This is a genomic window from Gimesia chilikensis, from assembly GCF_008329715.1.
Taxonomy (GTDB): domain Bacteria; phylum Planctomycetota; class Planctomycetia; order Planctomycetales; family Planctomycetaceae; genus Gimesia; species Gimesia chilikensis.
In genome coordinates this window covers 205,021-221,328 of record NZ_VTSR01000032.1, presented here as the reverse complement: position 1 = coordinate 221,328, position 16,308 = coordinate 205,021, and the positions used below count along the sequence as shown (strand labels likewise).

The following is a 16,308-nucleotide window of genomic DNA, read 5'->3' as shown; positions in this document are numbered from 1 at the left end:
AGGAATGATAAATCAATAAGCGTAAATTGCGTTAGCGATTCTGGGCAGGAACGCTCTTGTCCAAATTAAGCAGTGGAATGGGCGATTGGTCTCCCGGTTCAATGACATAAATTTTGCCGAGCGAGGGGAGCACCTTATCGAGTGTTTCCAGATACATTCGTCGCCGTGTCACCTCGGGTGCAACCTTGTATTCTTTCAGGATCGCTTTGAAGCGGGATGTCTCCCCCAGAGCCCCGTTGACACGTTCAGCCCGATAACCTTCCGCCGTCGCGACAACCTGCTTCGCCTTGCCCCGTGCGGCCGGGATTTGCTGATTCTGCTTTTTCTCGGCTTCGTTGATCAGCTGCTCCTTCTCCTGTTCGGCCTGGTTGACCTCGTTGAATGCCGGTTTGACTGAATCCGGTGGGTTCACATCCTGTAATTCCACGGTCCCGATCCGGACTCCCATATCGAAGGAATCGAGTAGTCGCTGGATTTCTTCCTTGGCGTTCAGGGCGATTTCAACACGTTTGATCGTCAAAACGTCACTTCCCAGGTTATTGCCGACAATTCTCCGCATGACTGCTTCGGAAATATCCCGAATCGTCTTATCGACCTGTTCAACCCGATGCAGATACTTGTCCGGATCGTCCACGCGGTATTGTACAACCCACTCCACGTCGACAACTTTCAAATCACCGGTCAGCATCAACGATTCATCGCGATGCTCTTCAGATTTACGATAAACGGCAGAGGTTCCTTCCTGAGCGGCGGTCCGAAAGCCGAATTCCTGTTTTAACACGCGCGCCGTAGGCACGAATTCCTGTTCGTCGATGCCGAAGGGGAGTTTGAAATGCAGGCCCGGATCTTTGATTGCGATCACTTTGCCAAACCGCTTGACTACGGCTTGACCTTCCGGCTGAACGGTATAGTAGGACGTGAAAATGCCCCAGGCAATGATCAGCCCCAGGATGACAAACAGGATGATCCACATGACGTGCGACACGTCGATGTCAGCCAACCATTCATCGAATTGACTTCGCTCTCCGGAATGACGCATGGCAGAGATACTTTCTTTAAAACAGTCTGATCGAGAAAGAACCGTACGAAACAATGACCAGCACTGGAGGTTCGATCAGGCAACAAATACTTTCGACATTCCTCTAGTCTAGTTCACATAAACGGGATTGCAAACGGGGCTGTTTATCATGATCGATTGCAAGGCTGAATCCCCACACTACGTTGAATTGCGACATGGATATTGCCGGTAGATCGAACAAGTTCTTTTAGCCGATGATCATAGCTGCGTTGTCTGCGTTTGCTGTTGAACATAGCCTGATTCTGGTGAATCAAGGAGCCCGAGGGAAGAGATCTTCGTGATATGGTGGTCTGAGAGTGTCGAGAACTCGCGCGTATTTGTAGGGAATGTCGTGACAAACAGCACGGTTCCTTTCAGTGCTCGGCGGAACCTTCGCCGACTGCAGAGGCGCAGATTTTATGCAGTTCACCTTATATTAAGGTGTCGCGTCTTCTGTTAACCTGCATCAGAAAAGCTCGAAAGCTATGAGTCACATTCGAGTTCCCGTTGAGAGCTCGAATTTATTAAGCTCCTCTTGTTTCACGACTCTCAGGATCAGCCCGAGTACAGGTCTTTACAAAGAGGATTTTGTACGGGACGGTTGTGAACGACATAGTCATTTGGGTTCAGGATTCACACAACTTACGTGCGTGTCAACTTACTTGATAAGTAAAGAAAAAGACTTCTAGAGATGCTTCCACATCTTTACGCGGCTGCAGAAATCACCCAGAGCCTTCAGAACAGTATCAGTCTCGCCTTCCCAACTGACTTCAACGATACTTCCGTCGCGTTGGATTCGGGTATTCTTTATCAATGATTCCAGGGGAGAGCTCCCTTGGGCCCACAGTTTCTGGTAAGCCGCAAGACCTTCCACCACCTGCTGAGTTTCCCGGGCGACCTCCTCGGATGCTGCCACCAGTTTCCCATGTTCGAACAATTGGCCATCGCGGGTTCCAAATGACCACGTGATGCGTTCATGTTGTTGCAGTACCGGCATCGGCAACGGATTCTGGCTTAACTGCTGCAGATCAATGGCGGCTCCGTAAAACCACGCATCACTCACCCGTTCCGACAACAGCGGAGAATCAGTACTGAGCGATTGACCTTCATGCTGCAGCAACTTCACGGCCGCCTTGGTGTTCGACACTGACGAAGCGAGCACGATGGTATCATCATCTACAAAGGCAACCGTCATCTGCTTGCCACCGGATTTATCGTGATGATGAGACTTACGATTCGCTGTCTGATCACGACGCTTGCCGGACGCTTTATCCGTATGCTTTGTGTGGGCTTTGTTATGTCGGGCGATCGTCACGGTATATAGCGTGAGCTCATTCCATTTAGTTTTCTTTAAGGGGGAAGTCTGTTCCATTTTCTCCATCGCTTTAGAGCGTTTATAGTCCGCTTGTATGATTACGATGCCGGTGTGTCGCTTGTAATCGCGACTGTACATAGTAATTGATCGCATATCTTTCGGTGGGTCGATACCGTATTCCTTGCGAAACCACTGATGGACATTCTTAGTCAGATCTGGTTTGGATTGTCGCAGCTCTTCGGCCAGCGTTGAGGCATTAAATGCTTCATAGTCAAGATGCAGCAACCAGGCGGTATCCTGCGGAAGTTGTGCCGACTGCAGTTTACCAGCTACGGCGGACGCTGGAGCCAGTAAAACGGCAGTGGCCAGAGCAGCCATAATTTTGCTCAGCATTCGTTTTTGAAACAGCATGATTCCTCCTTGGGTTCGTTGATACTCGGATGGCGATTTAAAGTCTGCGGCAATACAGAAACATTTTGAATTCGAAGCCAGACAACTTGCTATAAAAAAATATGTGGAAAATACCGACAACTTTTACTTGATGCTTAAACTGTACCGACACTAATTCAGACAGTGTGACAACCGATTTGGCGACGAACTCTCGCTCTCCTTCGATTTCGAACAGATCTAGATCTATCTTACCGGTAACCAATACACGATCGCCCATTCATATTTTCTGAGCTTGCAATTACCGCAAAGGTCATACCAACTGGTTCTCAGTCGTGCAAAGTCATTCATTTTCTCTAATCACTTCCGCAGCTTCGTATGAAGCAAGACCGAATGCTGCATATGAATATACCAGCAGAACAGCAACGAGACTGACTCCCATATTCAGCAGTCAACCGTCTCGGCCTGGCGGCCTGTCTTGCAATATGCCTGTCAGCTACGGCGAGTCAACGGCAGACACCTTATTCAATTCTTTGCATCCTTATTTCAATGCCATCTCCTCATATCACTGCTTCCTTCCTGTCGCCACACGCTACACAGACTTTGCGCTCTTCTTTGTTGAGTTCACAAGCTGTCTGACTGCTTTTCGAACAATTTGATCGTTTACCGCGCAATTTGATTGGTCAGGGGCTAAGCGTTTTGAAAAATTCAACAGAAAAGTAATTCTTGCTACAGAATGCCCAAAAAGACTAAGACGTTACGAACGTAAACGAAGCAGACAAGAGGCAGCACGAGAAAAGTTCAGTGCGCGACAGGTGTTGTGAATAATCAAGGAGCCGGTAAACCTTTTATTGGAGAAGTAGAAAACCGGAAACTGGAACCAGATGAAAAATTCTGATTCAAAGAAGTTGCTTCAAGAGCATGAGATGCCAATTAAAGGAATGATATTTTCTGTGTGCCACTAATGCGGGCGTGAATCTGGAGAGGATACTGAGCCCCTGGCAGAATACAATGATCTTCCATTTCATCCTGCCTTACCAGAAAAAGAAGATCGGCTGTCCGGGAACCTTCGACAATCAGGAAAATAGACATGACACGTGAACCATTGGTTGACCATGGACAAATTCTCAACGGCCCCATCGGCAAAGTGATCGGCTTTGTCGATGGCAAAGCTGAGTGTGAAAAATTTGCAGATGCTTTACAAGCTGCCGGTTATCCAGCTTCAGCTCTGACTGTACTTGAGGGCGAAGACGGTGTTCACCTCCTGGAACGGTTGGATGAAAATCGTTTCTTCTTCTCAGATTCCGAGGACAGCATCATCCGAACCGGCATTGAAGAGCTGAAGCATGGACATTACGCCGTGTCCATTGAAGTCACAGATCGTCAGCATGCCGTAGACATCGTAAACCTGGCAAAGCCTCTCGAGGGACACGGTTTTGTGTACTTTGGCACCTGGGTCAACGAGCGGCTTTCGATCTGACAGACTAACATAGAACAGACTTACCTTATATTTCCAAAGGGTTCACTTATTGAAAATCACATGATGATACATTCGCTTTTATCGCTATAGACTTTGGTTAAATGTAAGCCACAAAACGGAGCAGGCACTTCAGGGCGACTCAAATGAATTGAATTCAGATAAGGCTTCTTTCCTTTAACACATTCAGGATATGAAACTGCCCAACCACCGAAAAGCGGTGCTTACGAAATTACGGTTTACACCTTCGATTCTGTCAAAGTCAACACTGTTGTGAACAAGACAATAATTGTAGCGTCAGATCCGTAGCTCAAGCATAGAAGTTGCTCAAAGCCTACTTCGAAAACATCAATGCGAGAAATAACCATCGATTCATATTCATAAACACCTTTTCGCAGGCTAAACGATTTCGTCATGTCAGCAATCCAGCGACCACATCTTGTAGTGTTACGGCAATTCGCTCTTTAAATTGCAGGTCTTCGTTTTGGTATGCCAATGCATCAGTATCCAGTGGCTTACCGAATGTGACGCAAATCTTCTGTTGATATGGTAGCTATTTGACTGGTGGAATGGCTAAAGCCTGCCACCGGTCGGTCGCTCACTTAAACGTAACTACATTTCGGTGAATGTGACTACCTGTCACCTAACTGTAACAAACGCGATAATGAACAAATATCTGATTTTAACAATGTTGGCCCGCCCTTTGCGGTAATTATCTTGTTGTGGTGCCCCTTCGACTGTGTTGGTCGAAGAACGGTGACTCGATTGAAAAATGAACTTTCAGTGAAAGGAAACGAAATGCAGGTTCACGAAATTATGACCTCGGGTGTCGAGTGTATTTCACCGAGTGCGTCTATCACGGAGGCCGCTCAGCAAATGAAGGCATTGGACGCGGGATCGGTCCCGGTATGCGGTGAAAACAACAAACTGGTCGGAATGATCACCGACCGAGATATTGTGATCCGTTGTGTCGCTGACGGATTGGATACAAAAACCACGTCTGTCAGCGACGCGATGTCGGCTGACATCGTGTTTTGCCGGGATAACCAGGATATCACAGAAGCAGTGCAGACCATGGAGCATCATAAAATTCGACGACTGGTCGTGATCGACGATGACAAGCGCCTGGTCGGAATCGTTTCGCTCGGTGATCTAGCCGTGAAGACAAACGACGAGTCTCTGTGCACGGAAGCACTGGAAGCGGTCTCGTGCTGATACCACCCTTTCATACCATGTACTGCGCCAGCCATGACTGTTATTCTTTGAAGAAAGCCGCCAATAGCTGGTTAATGAAAGCGGAACCAAGTCGTGGCACGAATCGGGTGAAAAGCTGATTGTGCTATGTTCGACCAATTCTGCACGCAAGCTGGTCTCTGGACGACCAGTTTGCGATGCTAGTTGTCTCGACAATTTCGTGTGGAGTTCTCCCTTCGTCGCGCTCTCCTGATGATTTCTTCCAAAGGGCTGCCTGATTCACGAGAATGAGTGTATGGCAAAAGGACGCGCAGGCAGCGCAGCTACGCTCTACTCAAATCAAAAGATGCGATATCGATTACTCCTCTTGCGACGGAACAGATTTAGGGTCTGACTTTTCGAGACACTCCGGCCCGCCCAGACACCGCGAGAAACGACCGAATCGTCCTTCATAGAGGAGCGTCAGCCAGGTGGGAATCAGGAGCGTCCGGATTACAAACGTGTCTAATACAACACCGAAGACGAGTGCGAATCCGAGTTGTTGAAGACCCAGTAGCTGTCCGCCAAATATAAGCGACGAAAACGTGCCAGCCATGATCAAGCCGCATCCGGAGATAATGTTTCCCGTACGTTTAAACGCTTCAGTTACGGCGTTCGGTAACTTGGACTTGGCGTATTCCTCGTCGACGCGAGTGATTAGCAAAATGTTGTAGTCTTCTCCTACGGCGATGAGAACAGTGAAGAGAAAGATTGGAACGGTCCAGTCAAGACCTGCGAACCGGTCTCCCTGCCACCATTGGAACACCAGTATGGTCGTACCAATCGTCACAAAATATCCGCAAAGTATCAGTAGGATTAAATAAATCGGGATCGCAACTCGACGTAGCATGATAATCAATATCACCAGCACGACTGCAGTCACCAGTAAATAGATTCGTGTGCGGTCCTGTTCGGCAACCGACTTGAGATCACTCAGATTGGCCGTTGAACCGAGTAAATAAACAGTGCTCCCCTTCAGGTTGGCAGGCAACGCTGCTTTGACCGCTTCCCGCAGGACCTCAAATTGTTCGATTGTCTTGCGAGCAAATGGATTGGAGGATAGAACGATACTCGCCCGCGTCACGCTTCCGTCGAATTTACCGCTGTCACTTACATAATAGTCACCAGCCCGCGTACGCTGGACTGACCGTATTACCAGGTGCTCCAATAATCGTCCGTCAGTCTCTTCAGCACCGGAGTCTTGCTCTGATTTCGTCCAAAAGCCTTTGGGCTTGTCCAGGCTTCTGATGTCGGCGATGTTCAACTGTTGTGCCTTCAACCAGAGATTGTCTGTCCAGTCCGATATCCCCACTTCACCTTCCAGGCTCCCGAAATCGATCTCGTCGTTGCGAATCAGGACCGTCGCAGGACCGGTTTTGCCGGCAGGAAAATATTGCGATAATCGTTGAGTTCCCGTTCGGCTGGGGGCATCTGAAGGTAGTTCACTGACCACACCATAACTCAAACGATCAGATTGACTTACCCCCCAAGCCCCAACAGGAAGCAAGATTAACATCGTCACAATCCAGAATGTTCCGGGACGTTGCTGAAGTTTTTCTCCAATCCATTCCCAGATGACTTCAAGGTTTCGATTTTTTTTTCGCGAGCCCTGTTTCAATCCCCCGTCTGGCTGAGATAAAGAGAAAGGCCAGAATGCGAAACGCCCCACCAGAGACAACAGGGATGGAGTCAACAGTAAAGAAGTCAACAGCATCACCAGGAAGCCGAGTGCGATACTGAAACCAGCTTTTTGAAACTTGAGGAAGCTCATCAACATCAACATACCGAGGCCGATAATTTCAGTTGTTGCGCTGGCGGCAACTGCTGTTCCTACTTTTCGAATCGCCGTACCAATGGCCTCTTCACTTGCGAGTCCATTCTGCATTTCTTCCTTATAGCGCGAGAGTAAAAACAGGCTGTAATCGACTCCGGCTCCGTAGACGATGACTCTTGTGTAAATCTCCTGCCCTTGAAACACGCCAATCAGTCCGTATTCGGCTAAGAGGGCTGTTATTTTTAATGATATTTCAAGTGAGAATATGATTGTGCATAATGGAATGAGTGCCAGCAGGGGCGCACGAAAAACGACCAGTAGCAGTCCCAGAACCAGCCATGTCGCCCAAGATTGTATTTTTTCAGCACTCTTTTGTTGGGCTCTCCGTTCATCACGACCGACAACTGCGCTGCCAGTCATGGTGACGTTTAACTCCGGTGGAAATTCCTTTGAACTTCTCAGTTTCGTAATCTGCTGTTCAACTATTGCAATCTGTTCACGATTACTTTGATCGAAGAGGCCCAGAGAAAGTTCAATCTCGACAAGAGCAGCGCGTTCGTCCTTACTGATGAGCAGCTCGCCGATCTCCTCGTCCGAGAAGGTCCTTACATTCAGCATGGGACTTTCAGATTCGCTAAGCTGTTCGAGTTTCGGCTGAAGTGTGTCGGTGATGTACGATTTATCTGAGCTTGAGAGTGGGGTTTCATCGTTGCGTGTGAGAACCAGTACGATGCTGCTTTTTTCGCGATCATCGGGAAACGCCTGTTGTAACAATTTCTCGCCACGTCGAGTCGGACTATTCTCCGGAAGAAAATTAAATTCTCCTTGAACAGCGACAGAATCCCAGACAGGAGCCCTCCAGTACAGCATTCCTCCGACTACAACCCAGGCAGCAAGCAGCCAGGGCCAGAATCGTTGAACTAGTATGGCGATCCATCCAAATATGTGAATGACTCCTTTCGCAGTCGAATTGATATTTCTATGGGGTGTTGGGGCTCCAGGCGAACGAAAAGGTGTTTGCACCAACTCCCCGGGAAGTCGGTTTCATTGAGAGCTTGTCTTCTATGTCATTTTTAGCTGCGATCGAGAAAACAGCCTTTTGGTGCTGTCCATTATATATCATCGAATCGAGCTTATATACCCAATTGTCTCTTGCAATGACCCGCTGGGTAGCTGATAACTTTAGCCGTGAGAGTCTGGCGATCCAGACCGGACAGCGTCTGACTGGTGATGATGTCGTTCAAACTTTGAAACAAGTTACACAGCAGCGTGGCGCCCATCCTGAAACGATTCGAGTCGACAACGGCCCTGAATTTATTTCGAAGAGTCTGGACTGGTGAGCTTACTGGAACCGGGTGAAGCTTGACTTCAGTCGTCCGGGAAAGCCTACAGATAATGCGTTGATTGAATCCTTTAACGGTCGACTGCGACAGGAATGTCTAAACCAGCACTGGTTCCTGTCATTGGAAGAAGCGCAGGAATAACTGGATTCCTGGCGTAAGGATTACAACGAGCGGCGTCCCCACAGTGCATTGGGCAACAGGACGCCTCAGGAGTTATCGAGGCTTTCACTCGCATTTCAACTGGTACCGAGTTGGGGGCATGGTCAGTGGGGAATACATTCCAGTCTCTTTCTATGACAGTATCTATATTTTTTAAAGCTCGTGCTGAATTCTATAAATCTATTAGCAGACATCTAAAATCAAAATCGAAAAACAATGTTAGATCAAAGAAAATACTGAATGCTCTGTTATCTCAAATAAAATAACGTCCCTCAAAGATGGTCGACTTAAAGATTTTTCGGAAGCAATAAATAGATTTTCTCACTGCGATTTCCCGTGAGCTGGCCCAGTAATGACAGTACGATGCATCGAGTGACGACGAAGCTGCATCTTGAAGTTCTGTTATCGGCTGGTATCATATCCAAGCGTGCTATGGCCCCTGTATGGAAGCGGATCAGAATAGTAAAAAATCAGAACTTTTCATCATAGCTGCTCCAGGTCGGCATAATACCGGAACTGGTTTGAAAGGTTAATTACGAATTGTGTGAGAGAGATAAATGCTGGATTTCTTGAGTTCCGTTTCAATTCTACTCGCACTGCTCAATCCATTCCTGGTCATTGTCTACCTCTTTGATGTAGTCAAAACTCTTGACAGGGAGAGGTTCTACCGCGTCCTGCTCGTTGCTGCAGCAATCTCGGCGGTTGTCTTCAGCTGTTTTGCTTTGATCGGCGATGTGATCTTCTCAAGTTTAGTACAGGCCGAGTTCGCATCCTTTCAGATTTTCGGCGGGATTGTATTCTTGCTTATTGGTATTCAGTTTGTCTTCAAGGGACCATCAGCAGTCGAAATCCTGCACGGCAAATCTGAGAATCTGGCCGGGGCCATTGCGATGCCTGTACTCATCGGGCCAGGGACATTGAGTGCGAGCGTGGTTGTGGGGAAAAGACTCGATCCGCTAATTGCCTGTGGTGCAATAGTTTTAGCACTGGGTATTTCAGTTTCACTCATGCTAATTCTGAAAGAAATTCATGACTATGTCCGGAAGAAGCGGGAGTATCTTGTTCAGCGTTACATTGAAGTTGCCGGCAGGGTGACGGCCTTGTACGTCGGGACAATCGCAGTGGAAATGATCATGCGTGGGCTACAATCCTGGGTGCAAAAGTTTTAACTGGCAAGCACATACCCACAATGTGGAGTGATTCATCGGGTACAAATAGACTGTCGTCCGTTAAGCCCCGCAACTAATTGATCTTTGAAGAAAATATCTTGTGAAAAAATTGACACTGCTGTTTGTCATGACATTCCAGACATATTCGCACGAGTTCTCGCTCTTGAGAAAAGCCCAGTCCATTCGGCAATGAAATGCAGGGACCATTACCGCCCGAAATGACATTTTCATGCTGCGTCAGCGATTGGAGAATGAAATCGCCGGTGCTAGATGCGTTGCCTGCATTTGCTGTTGGATATACCCAGATTCTGGTGATTCAGGGTTCCCTGGGGAAGAGATTTTTGGCATATCACAGCAAGATAGTGTCGAGAACTCGCGCGAATTTTTAGGGAATGTCGTGATAAACAGCACGCCGGGCCATCCGGACGCGCGAATACCTTTATATTCGCAATTTCAAACCAGATCGCTTTCCGGGTTACGACACCGATGGTGGACCGACATGAGACTACCTCATGCAACATGCCAGCGAGAATTCTGTGCATCGACTCTGGTTTCAACTGCGACCGGGTGAAGAACTGTACGACCTTCATCACGCCCCATATCAAATGCGAAACCTTTACAGCAATCCCGAATACGCAACGGCCAAGGAGGAGCTGTGCACCGAACTGGAGATGATCCTGCGCCAGGGGGGAGACCCGCGCATCGTTGGAAATGGTGACGTATTCGACACATACCGCTACTTCTCTCGGCCGACTGGTAATTGGGAAAAATTGAGAAGGCTGAAAGCAGTTAAGTAATTTCCATTTATTCAGATATGCGTTCGTTTTCTTTCTTATCACGTCACTTCTGATGATCAAGGGCGAATACATTGCCAGTGAATGCTGGTGTCATTTTTCGACGGACCGGCATAAAAGACAACCAGCAGTTCATCTTCAGGCAACAACGCTGTCGCAGGCAAACCAACAGCGAAATTTGACATTTCCTCCCAGGCACCAAGCATGTCGCCCGGCCACATCAAATTTGGGGATGCTCCCTGCGAATAAAGTATTAATTCACTCTCAACTGGCCAATGATGTCCGTTATCTTTACTGGTACGAAGTTTGATCGCAGGGTTTTCTGTGCGATCTACATAAACCATAACTAGCCGACCATCTGATAAACGCACAGGAGCCGCCGGTTGACCAGGCACGTCAGTATCCCACAGTGGTGACCAATCTGCATAACTGGTTTCAGTCTTTCGCGCGTGTATATTGAGATACTCACCAGTCTCCCGGTCAAAAGTCCAGAATAAATCTAACAGTTCATTTTCACCGACCAGTGCTGGACGTTGATCCCAGTAAAACATCCTTAATACCGGGTCATCACTTGTCACAATGTGATTTGACCAGGTGTGACCATCATCATCAGAAAGCAGCAAGATTGAACGATGATGCCAGGGCGTCTTATCGAAATAGGGCTTATTGAGTTCCAGTTGGATTGCCAGCAGGTTGCGGTCCTCTGTATCGCTGAATTCAAGAATCGGCCCTGTCAGCGGTGTAGGAACATGATCGAACTCACTGCTGACAAAAACCGGAGACGACCAGCTCAGGCCATCATCTTCTGATCGACTCAGACAGATTCGCGTATCCAGTAAACCCTCTGTCTCTTCATTGAAAAATGGCCGCGAGGGATCACGAGCATCCACCCAGCAGAGTGCGGAAATGAGCGTGCCATCATTCAAGGCAGTGAGATATGCTGCGCGAAAACTGCCTGGAGTCAAATTGCCATACTGAGGTGGCTCAAAAGGACTCATCGGCTCTGACCAGCTGGTCCCTCTATCATCAGACCAGCAAATCAGCGGGTGTTGGCCCAGCAGACCACTTTTTTCAGGGGCTGCCCGAAAACTCACTAACCAGCGTCCTGTCGCGGAGACGCACACGCCCGGAAATGCGCAACTCTGGCGATCTGTTCCGAGATGAGACGGATAGACAATTCCCTGGTCGATAATCTGCATGGTAAAGTTCTTCTTTTTGCCCGTTACTCATGATTGTCTAAGGCAACACTCGTCTAAGTGCGAGCGATCATGTCAGAGTGATGGGCTTTCAGCCTAAATAAAAAGTGGAATCGCCAGTATACATAAAAAACCTGCACAACCCCATGTGGCATGACGATTCTTTGCAATCGCATAAGCGCACAGCCCCAGAGATAAGTTACTGTACCGAGCAGGTAAGGCCCCAGAAAGACCAGTGTTTGTGTTGGTTCTACCATTCTCTGCCAGGGTCACATCCGCCCCTGGCAGAGAATTGAATCAGAACGAACTGGAACCATCTTCGAATGAGGATCCAGGAGACTCTTGAAGCGAATGGGATGTCAAATTCTGTTGAATTCGACTCGCTATTACCCTTCCAGAAACGGGGTAATTCTCCGTCCAAAGCGGTTGACCGTTGGAAAACAAAACATAAGACGGACAAACAGTAGCGCCGAGTGAAGCAGCCAAAGCCTGATTCGCATTGAAATCCATGCGAACTAAATTCACTCGGTCGTGAAGCATTTCCCGCAGTTGCTTCATCTCTGGTCGCATCTCATCACAGCGAAAACATCCAGTCATCACGCTGAACTCGATCAACACAGGCTTGTCTGCGTTTTGCAGTAAATCTGTCAACTCACTCTCACTGACAACTGGTAGTGAAATCAAATCAGCGCTCGGAGTTTGAGAGGGAGTCATGCTGTCGCTACAGCCTGTAAAAAAAATCAAACCGCTGGTGATCAAAGACATTAAATGCGCGTCATAGCTCATGGGAGGAGATCTCGCCTTAACAACCAATTTGGATTCAGCGTATTCAGGTGTTTCCGAAAACCACGTTGGTCAGGTAAACAGACAGCTAAAAAACCTGAAGGAATCGGGATACCTGACATCAGGCCCCCCTACCCTTGTGGCGATGTGATTATAGTGATAGCAGCCTCGGAAACAATTCCCGCCATCTTAACGCTCCCCTGTTTGAATCACTATCTGGTCCATCATGGCGAGGGCTACTGCCGCCCTCTTTTAAGACAGTGCTCTCAGTATACGGACACCTGATCAACCGCGTGCCGAAGATAAAAAATAAGAAAAATCCCTTTAGCGAGAGGCTACTTTCCTCGTCTGTAAAATACTCAGGACGTGGAAATTTATCAGCCTGATTCAACAGACCCTTTAAATTAATGTTTCTTATAAATTTTCTGAAAAACTCTTTGTCAGCTCTCTTGTGAGAGCTTGGGACAGGCCTAAAACTAAAAACAAACCTGAGACAGAGTCTCGGCCCCATGCTTATTCATAAGATTATTTGTCCATAACCTCTTTCCGTGAAACATGTTCAGCATCATGAATCAGATGGAATGAAAATCCAGTAATTACAGTTTGACGTAGAGGCCCTCATGCTCCCCCAGTCTTCAGTTTCTCACCTGCGACGTGGCTTTACATTGATTGAACTCCTGGTTGTGATCGCAATCATTGCGATCCTGATCGCGTTACTTTTGCCTGCGGTCCAGCAGGCACGTGAGGCGGCCCGAAGGACACAATGTAAAAATAATCTAAAGCAAATCGGGTTGGCACTCCACAATTATGAGGAATGTCACAGTGTATTTCCGCCCGGCTTCGTGAGTATCCCGACAGGCCCCTGGCCAGGGGGAGGTAATGATCCTGTACCCGAAATCGGCCCCGGCTGGAGTTTTTTCACCATGCTTTTGCCGTTTATGGATCAGGCAAATCTCTCGGAACTGATCGACTTCAATCTGCCGATTACTGACAGCAGTAATGCTCCAGCACGGAGTTCGACGGTAACTGCCTACCTCTGCCCGAGTGACACAACTCCACAGCGAATCAGCGCATATCCATCATCGTTGAATATCAATGACCTGGCAGCCTGCAGTTATATTGGCTCGCTTGGGGGTGCCGATCCCACTAATACTTCAGGTTACACTGCCATGTATGAGCAACAACCCTTCAATGGCATGTTCCATCGCAATTCCGCTGTCCGGATGCACGACATTACAGATGGAAGTTCGAACACAATCGGAATTGGTGAAAGGCAAAGTGCATTCGTCCCTAACGGCTGGGCTGGGGTAATCCCCACAGCGCGGACAGTATTTTCTCAACAAGTCGCCACTCAGCGTGGGCAGGCGGTGGGTGACACAGCACGACCCGCAATTACGATGGCTCTCGTTCACGTTCGGTCTGGCGGCCCCAATTCTCCCACCGGTAGTCCTGGCGGTTATAACAGCCCTCACGTAGGCGGAGCACATTTTTTACTAATGGATGGTAGCGTGAGAATGATTGGTGAGAACGTCGATATCAATGTCTTCCGCTGGCTGGCAGCCCGAAATGACGGCCAGGTGATCGGCGGCGATTCATTCTAAAAAATCCAAATCTTGGGCTGCTTTCAATAGTATCTGGTGAGACGCAGGAGATGGGTAAGAGCTCTTTACGAAGAAGAGACACTGGCAAGATCAACCAGTGTGCCCTCCAGAGATAGAAGCCAGCTTTTATTCATCTGTTAAAAAAAGCATTAATCTTAGCAGTTTTGTTAGAAACAGATCCCAGCCACGGGCGCACCTCTCATTTTTATTGTTGAAATCAGAGCGTCAGCCAATACAAAGTTATTTGACGACTTAACGATTGAAAATCGATCTTATTTGCGGTTCGATAGCATCATTGTATTCGCTTAGGAAAGAGAGCATGGACTGGCTGAATTACCATCACTTACAAAGCTTCTGGGTTGTGGCACGAGAGGGGAGCGTACGTGGTGCCAGTGAGATCCTGCATGTTTCACCGTCCAGCGTCAGCACCCAGATCAGACAACTGGAGCAGGCCTTTGGAGTTTCTCTGGTCAAAAAGCAGGGCCGTGGGCTGGTACTCACTGAAACTGGTGCTCAGGTTGCTGAGTATGCCTCAGAAATTTTCTCAACAGGTCGAGAGCTGATGGAGCTCATCAAAGGGAAACCCATCGGGAAACCCCTGGAACTCCGGGTGGGCATCCGCGACATGATGCCGAAACTAGTGGCATTCCAGCTTCTGCAGCCTGCCCTCATGCTTGAGGAACCAATCCGTCTTGTTTGCACAGAAGCCGAAATGCCGCGCCTGGTTGCAGATCTGGCCATTCACAAACTCGATGTCATCCTGACCGACACTGCACTCGATCCTGTTTACAAGGTAAAAGCGTTCTCTCACCGTTTGGGGGAGTCAGACGTTGTGATCATGGGTACGAAGGCACTTGCCCAGAAATATTCCCGGAATTTTCCTGCCTCGCTTGATGGTGCCCCTTTCCTGCTGCCCACAGATGAGAGTGTCCTACGCCACGCAATGGACCAGTGGTTTCGTGAACTGCACCTGACCCCGGTTATCAAAGGCGAATTTGCAGACAGTGCGATGTTGAAGATTGCAGGCCGAAATGGATTGGGGCTGTTCGCGATCCCCGTCCAGATCCAGGAAGATGTTTCTGATATTTATGGCTTACACACAGTTGGTCTGGCAAACGGTGTCAAAGAACAATTTTATGCAGTCTCTGTAGAAAGAAAACTCAAGCATCCAGCCGTGATCGCGATCTGTGCCCCCCCCCTGTAGAACTGCCTGTGACTGGAGGCTTCATTGATCCTTGATTCTTCCAGTCACAGAGCAGCCTGATTTTATGCTGTGCTTAAAGAAAGCTGAAACATACTATGACTCAGCTTTCATCCAGCTGGAAAGTTTTCTTGATTCGTTCCAGCAGTTCCTGTTCTTCGCGGCACACTGAACCCAATCCCCAAAAACCTCCTGAGGCCAGAGACACACGTTCTGCCATCTTGTAAATGGTACGTCCGATGGTCTGGGTATGTCGTAAGCCGATTTGCTGCATCCTTGCGCTGACAAAATCCTCCCATATCTGCCACAGATCGGTGTCTGGTTTCTCCTCCAACCAGGAACGGAACAGGTTCACTGAAGCTGTATGACCAGAGAGCTCAAAGGGAAATACTGACTGCAGAGCCGCCTGAGCTTCCTGTGAACTGACCGAACCACTGGCCCAGGCCGCCATGGCGACCGGGAACATCTGCAACGCAGGCACGTTTTCAGCTCGAATTCCCCGCTTCAACATGCGTTCAATCAAATCATCATCCTCAATTGAACAGGCGCGGGAAAGTCGCGTTTTCTCCTGCTTCCAGAACATATCTTTTCTAAAACGATCACGAATATACTGTTCGGTGGGACAACATCTTAAATCAATTAATTTCTGCAAATTACGACCGGTAGTTTTCGTTGCAACCATTCTCCACCTCACTTTTTTATTGTTAAAAGATGGTAGTAAGAAGCCCGTTCCATAAACGGCTCGGTCATCATACGGCAGAAATGGTTGACTGTTTGTTTCATAATTCCATATGAATTGTTCTGTTTTATTTAACTATC

Annotated in this window: 12 protein-coding genes and 1 pseudogene; 7 read left to right on the top strand and 6 right to left on the bottom strand. The window is 48.2% G+C overall.

The features are described 5' to 3' along the window. Positions 1–31: 31 nt before the first annotated feature. Positions 32–1,039: an FtsH protease activity modulator HflK gene (gene hflK, locus FYZ48_RS25675; protein WP_149345385.1), complete on the bottom strand. Its 1,008-nt coding sequence runs from the start codon at positions 1,037–1,039 to the stop codon at positions 32–34. Between the two features lie 703 nt (positions 1,040–1,742). Beyond that, positions 1,743–2,783, bottom strand: coding sequence for a hypothetical protein (locus FYZ48_RS25670; protein ID WP_149345384.1), 1,041 nt, complete (start codon positions 2,781–2,783; stop codon positions 1,743–1,745). A 1,066-nt stretch (positions 2,784–3,849) separates the two neighbouring features. Between FYZ48_RS25670 and FYZ48_RS25665 the strand changes: the two genes are divergently transcribed. Beyond that, a complete protein-coding gene (locus FYZ48_RS25665; RefSeq protein WP_149345383.1) occupies positions 3,850–4,239 on the top strand; it encodes a hypothetical protein in 390 nt (129 codons plus the stop codon). 795 nt (positions 4,240–5,034) lie between these two features. Next, on the top strand, positions 5,035–5,451 hold the full coding sequence (locus FYZ48_RS25660; RefSeq protein WP_149345382.1) for a CBS domain-containing protein: 417 nt from the start codon (positions 5,035–5,037) through the stop codon (positions 5,449–5,451). Between the two features lie 337 nt (positions 5,452–5,788). Here the strand turns inward: FYZ48_RS25660 and FYZ48_RS25655 are convergent, their stop codons facing one another. Then, positions 5,789–8,266: an MMPL family transporter gene (locus FYZ48_RS25655; protein WP_149345381.1), complete on the bottom strand. Its 2,478-nt coding sequence runs from the start codon at positions 8,264–8,266 to the stop codon at positions 5,789–5,791. 146 nt (positions 8,267–8,412) lie between these two features. Between FYZ48_RS25655 and FYZ48_RS29715 the strand changes: the two are divergent. The 3 genes and pseudogenes from FYZ48_RS29715 to FYZ48_RS25630 form a co-directional block, all read left to right on the top strand. Continuing rightward, positions 8,413–8,883, top strand: a pseudogene (locus FYZ48_RS29715) (integrase core domain-containing protein); the annotation flags it as partial. Positions 8,884–9,302: 419 nt separating this feature from the next. After that, positions 9,303–9,914 carry a MarC family protein gene (locus FYZ48_RS25635; protein WP_149345378.1) on the top strand — a complete coding sequence of 204 codons (612 nt, stop codon included), beginning with the start codon at positions 9,303–9,305 and terminating at the stop codon, positions 9,912–9,914. 512 nt (positions 9,915–10,426) lie between these two features. Beyond that, complete coding sequence (locus tag FYZ48_RS25630) at positions 10,427–10,711, top strand: hypothetical protein (protein ID WP_149345377.1); 285 nt, start codon at positions 10,427–10,429, stop codon at positions 10,709–10,711. A 56-nt stretch (positions 10,712–10,767) separates the two neighbouring features. On the opposite strand, the gene FYZ48_RS25625 is transcribed toward FYZ48_RS25630, so the two are convergent. After that, a complete protein-coding gene (locus FYZ48_RS25625) occupies positions 10,768–11,907 on the bottom strand; it encodes a sialidase family protein (RefSeq protein WP_149345376.1) in 1,140 nt (379 codons plus the stop codon). A 294-nt stretch (positions 11,908–12,201) separates the two neighbouring features. Continuing rightward, positions 12,202–12,690, bottom strand: coding sequence for a thioredoxin family protein (locus FYZ48_RS25620; protein ID WP_149345375.1), 489 nt, complete (start codon positions 12,688–12,690; stop codon positions 12,202–12,204). 617 nt (positions 12,691–13,307) lie between these two features. On the opposite strand from FYZ48_RS25620, the gene FYZ48_RS25615 reads away from it, so the two are divergent. Then, positions 13,308–14,288, top strand: coding sequence for a DUF1559 domain-containing protein (locus FYZ48_RS25615; protein ID WP_149345374.1), 981 nt, complete (start codon positions 13,308–13,310; stop codon positions 14,286–14,288). Between the two features lie 259 nt (positions 14,289–14,547). Continuing rightward, positions 14,548–15,492, top strand: coding sequence for a LysR family transcriptional regulator (locus tag FYZ48_RS25610; protein WP_198422278.1), 945 nt, complete (start codon positions 14,548–14,550; stop codon positions 15,490–15,492). A 100-nt stretch (positions 15,493–15,592) separates the two neighbouring features. On the opposite strand, the gene FYZ48_RS25605 is transcribed toward FYZ48_RS25610, so the two are convergent. Continuing rightward, a complete protein-coding gene (locus FYZ48_RS25605; RefSeq protein ID WP_149345373.1) occupies positions 15,593–16,171 on the bottom strand; it encodes a hypothetical protein in 579 nt (192 codons plus the stop codon). Between the last annotated feature and the right edge of the window lie 137 nt (positions 16,172–16,308).

Excerpts from the sequence above, each read along its gene's own strand:
- hflK (WP_149345385.1), bottom strand. The coding sequence starts at position 1,039 with ATGCGTCATTCCGGAGAGCGAAGTCAATTCGATGAATGGTTGGCTGAC.
- FYZ48_RS25670 (WP_149345384.1), bottom strand. The coding sequence starts at position 2,783 with ATGCTGTTTCAAAAACGAATGCTGAGCAAAATTATGGCTGCTCTGGCC.
- FYZ48_RS25665 (WP_149345383.1), top strand. The coding sequence starts at position 3,850 with ATGACACGTGAACCATTGGTTGACCATGGACAAATTCTCAACGGCCCC.
- FYZ48_RS25660 (WP_149345382.1), top strand. The coding sequence starts at position 5,035 with ATGCAGGTTCACGAAATTATGACCTCGGGTGTCGAGTGTATTTCACCG.
- FYZ48_RS25635 (WP_149345378.1), top strand. The coding sequence starts at position 9,303 with ATGCTGGATTTCTTGAGTTCCGTTTCAATTCTACTCGCACTGCTCAAT.
- FYZ48_RS25630 (WP_149345377.1), top strand. The coding sequence starts at position 10,427 with ATGCAACATGCCAGCGAGAATTCTGTGCATCGACTCTGGTTTCAACTG.
- FYZ48_RS25625 (WP_149345376.1), bottom strand. The coding sequence starts at position 11,907 with ATGCAGATTATCGACCAGGGAATTGTCTATCCGTCTCATCTCGGAACA.
- FYZ48_RS25620 (WP_149345375.1), bottom strand. The coding sequence starts at position 12,690 with ATGAGCTATGACGCGCATTTAATGTCTTTGATCACCAGCGGTTTGATT.
- FYZ48_RS25615 (WP_149345374.1), top strand. The coding sequence starts at position 13,308 with ATGCTCCCCCAGTCTTCAGTTTCTCACCTGCGACGTGGCTTTACATTG.
- FYZ48_RS25605 (WP_149345373.1), bottom strand. The coding sequence starts at position 16,171 with ATGGTTGCAACGAAAACTACCGGTCGTAATTTGCAGAAATTAATTGAT.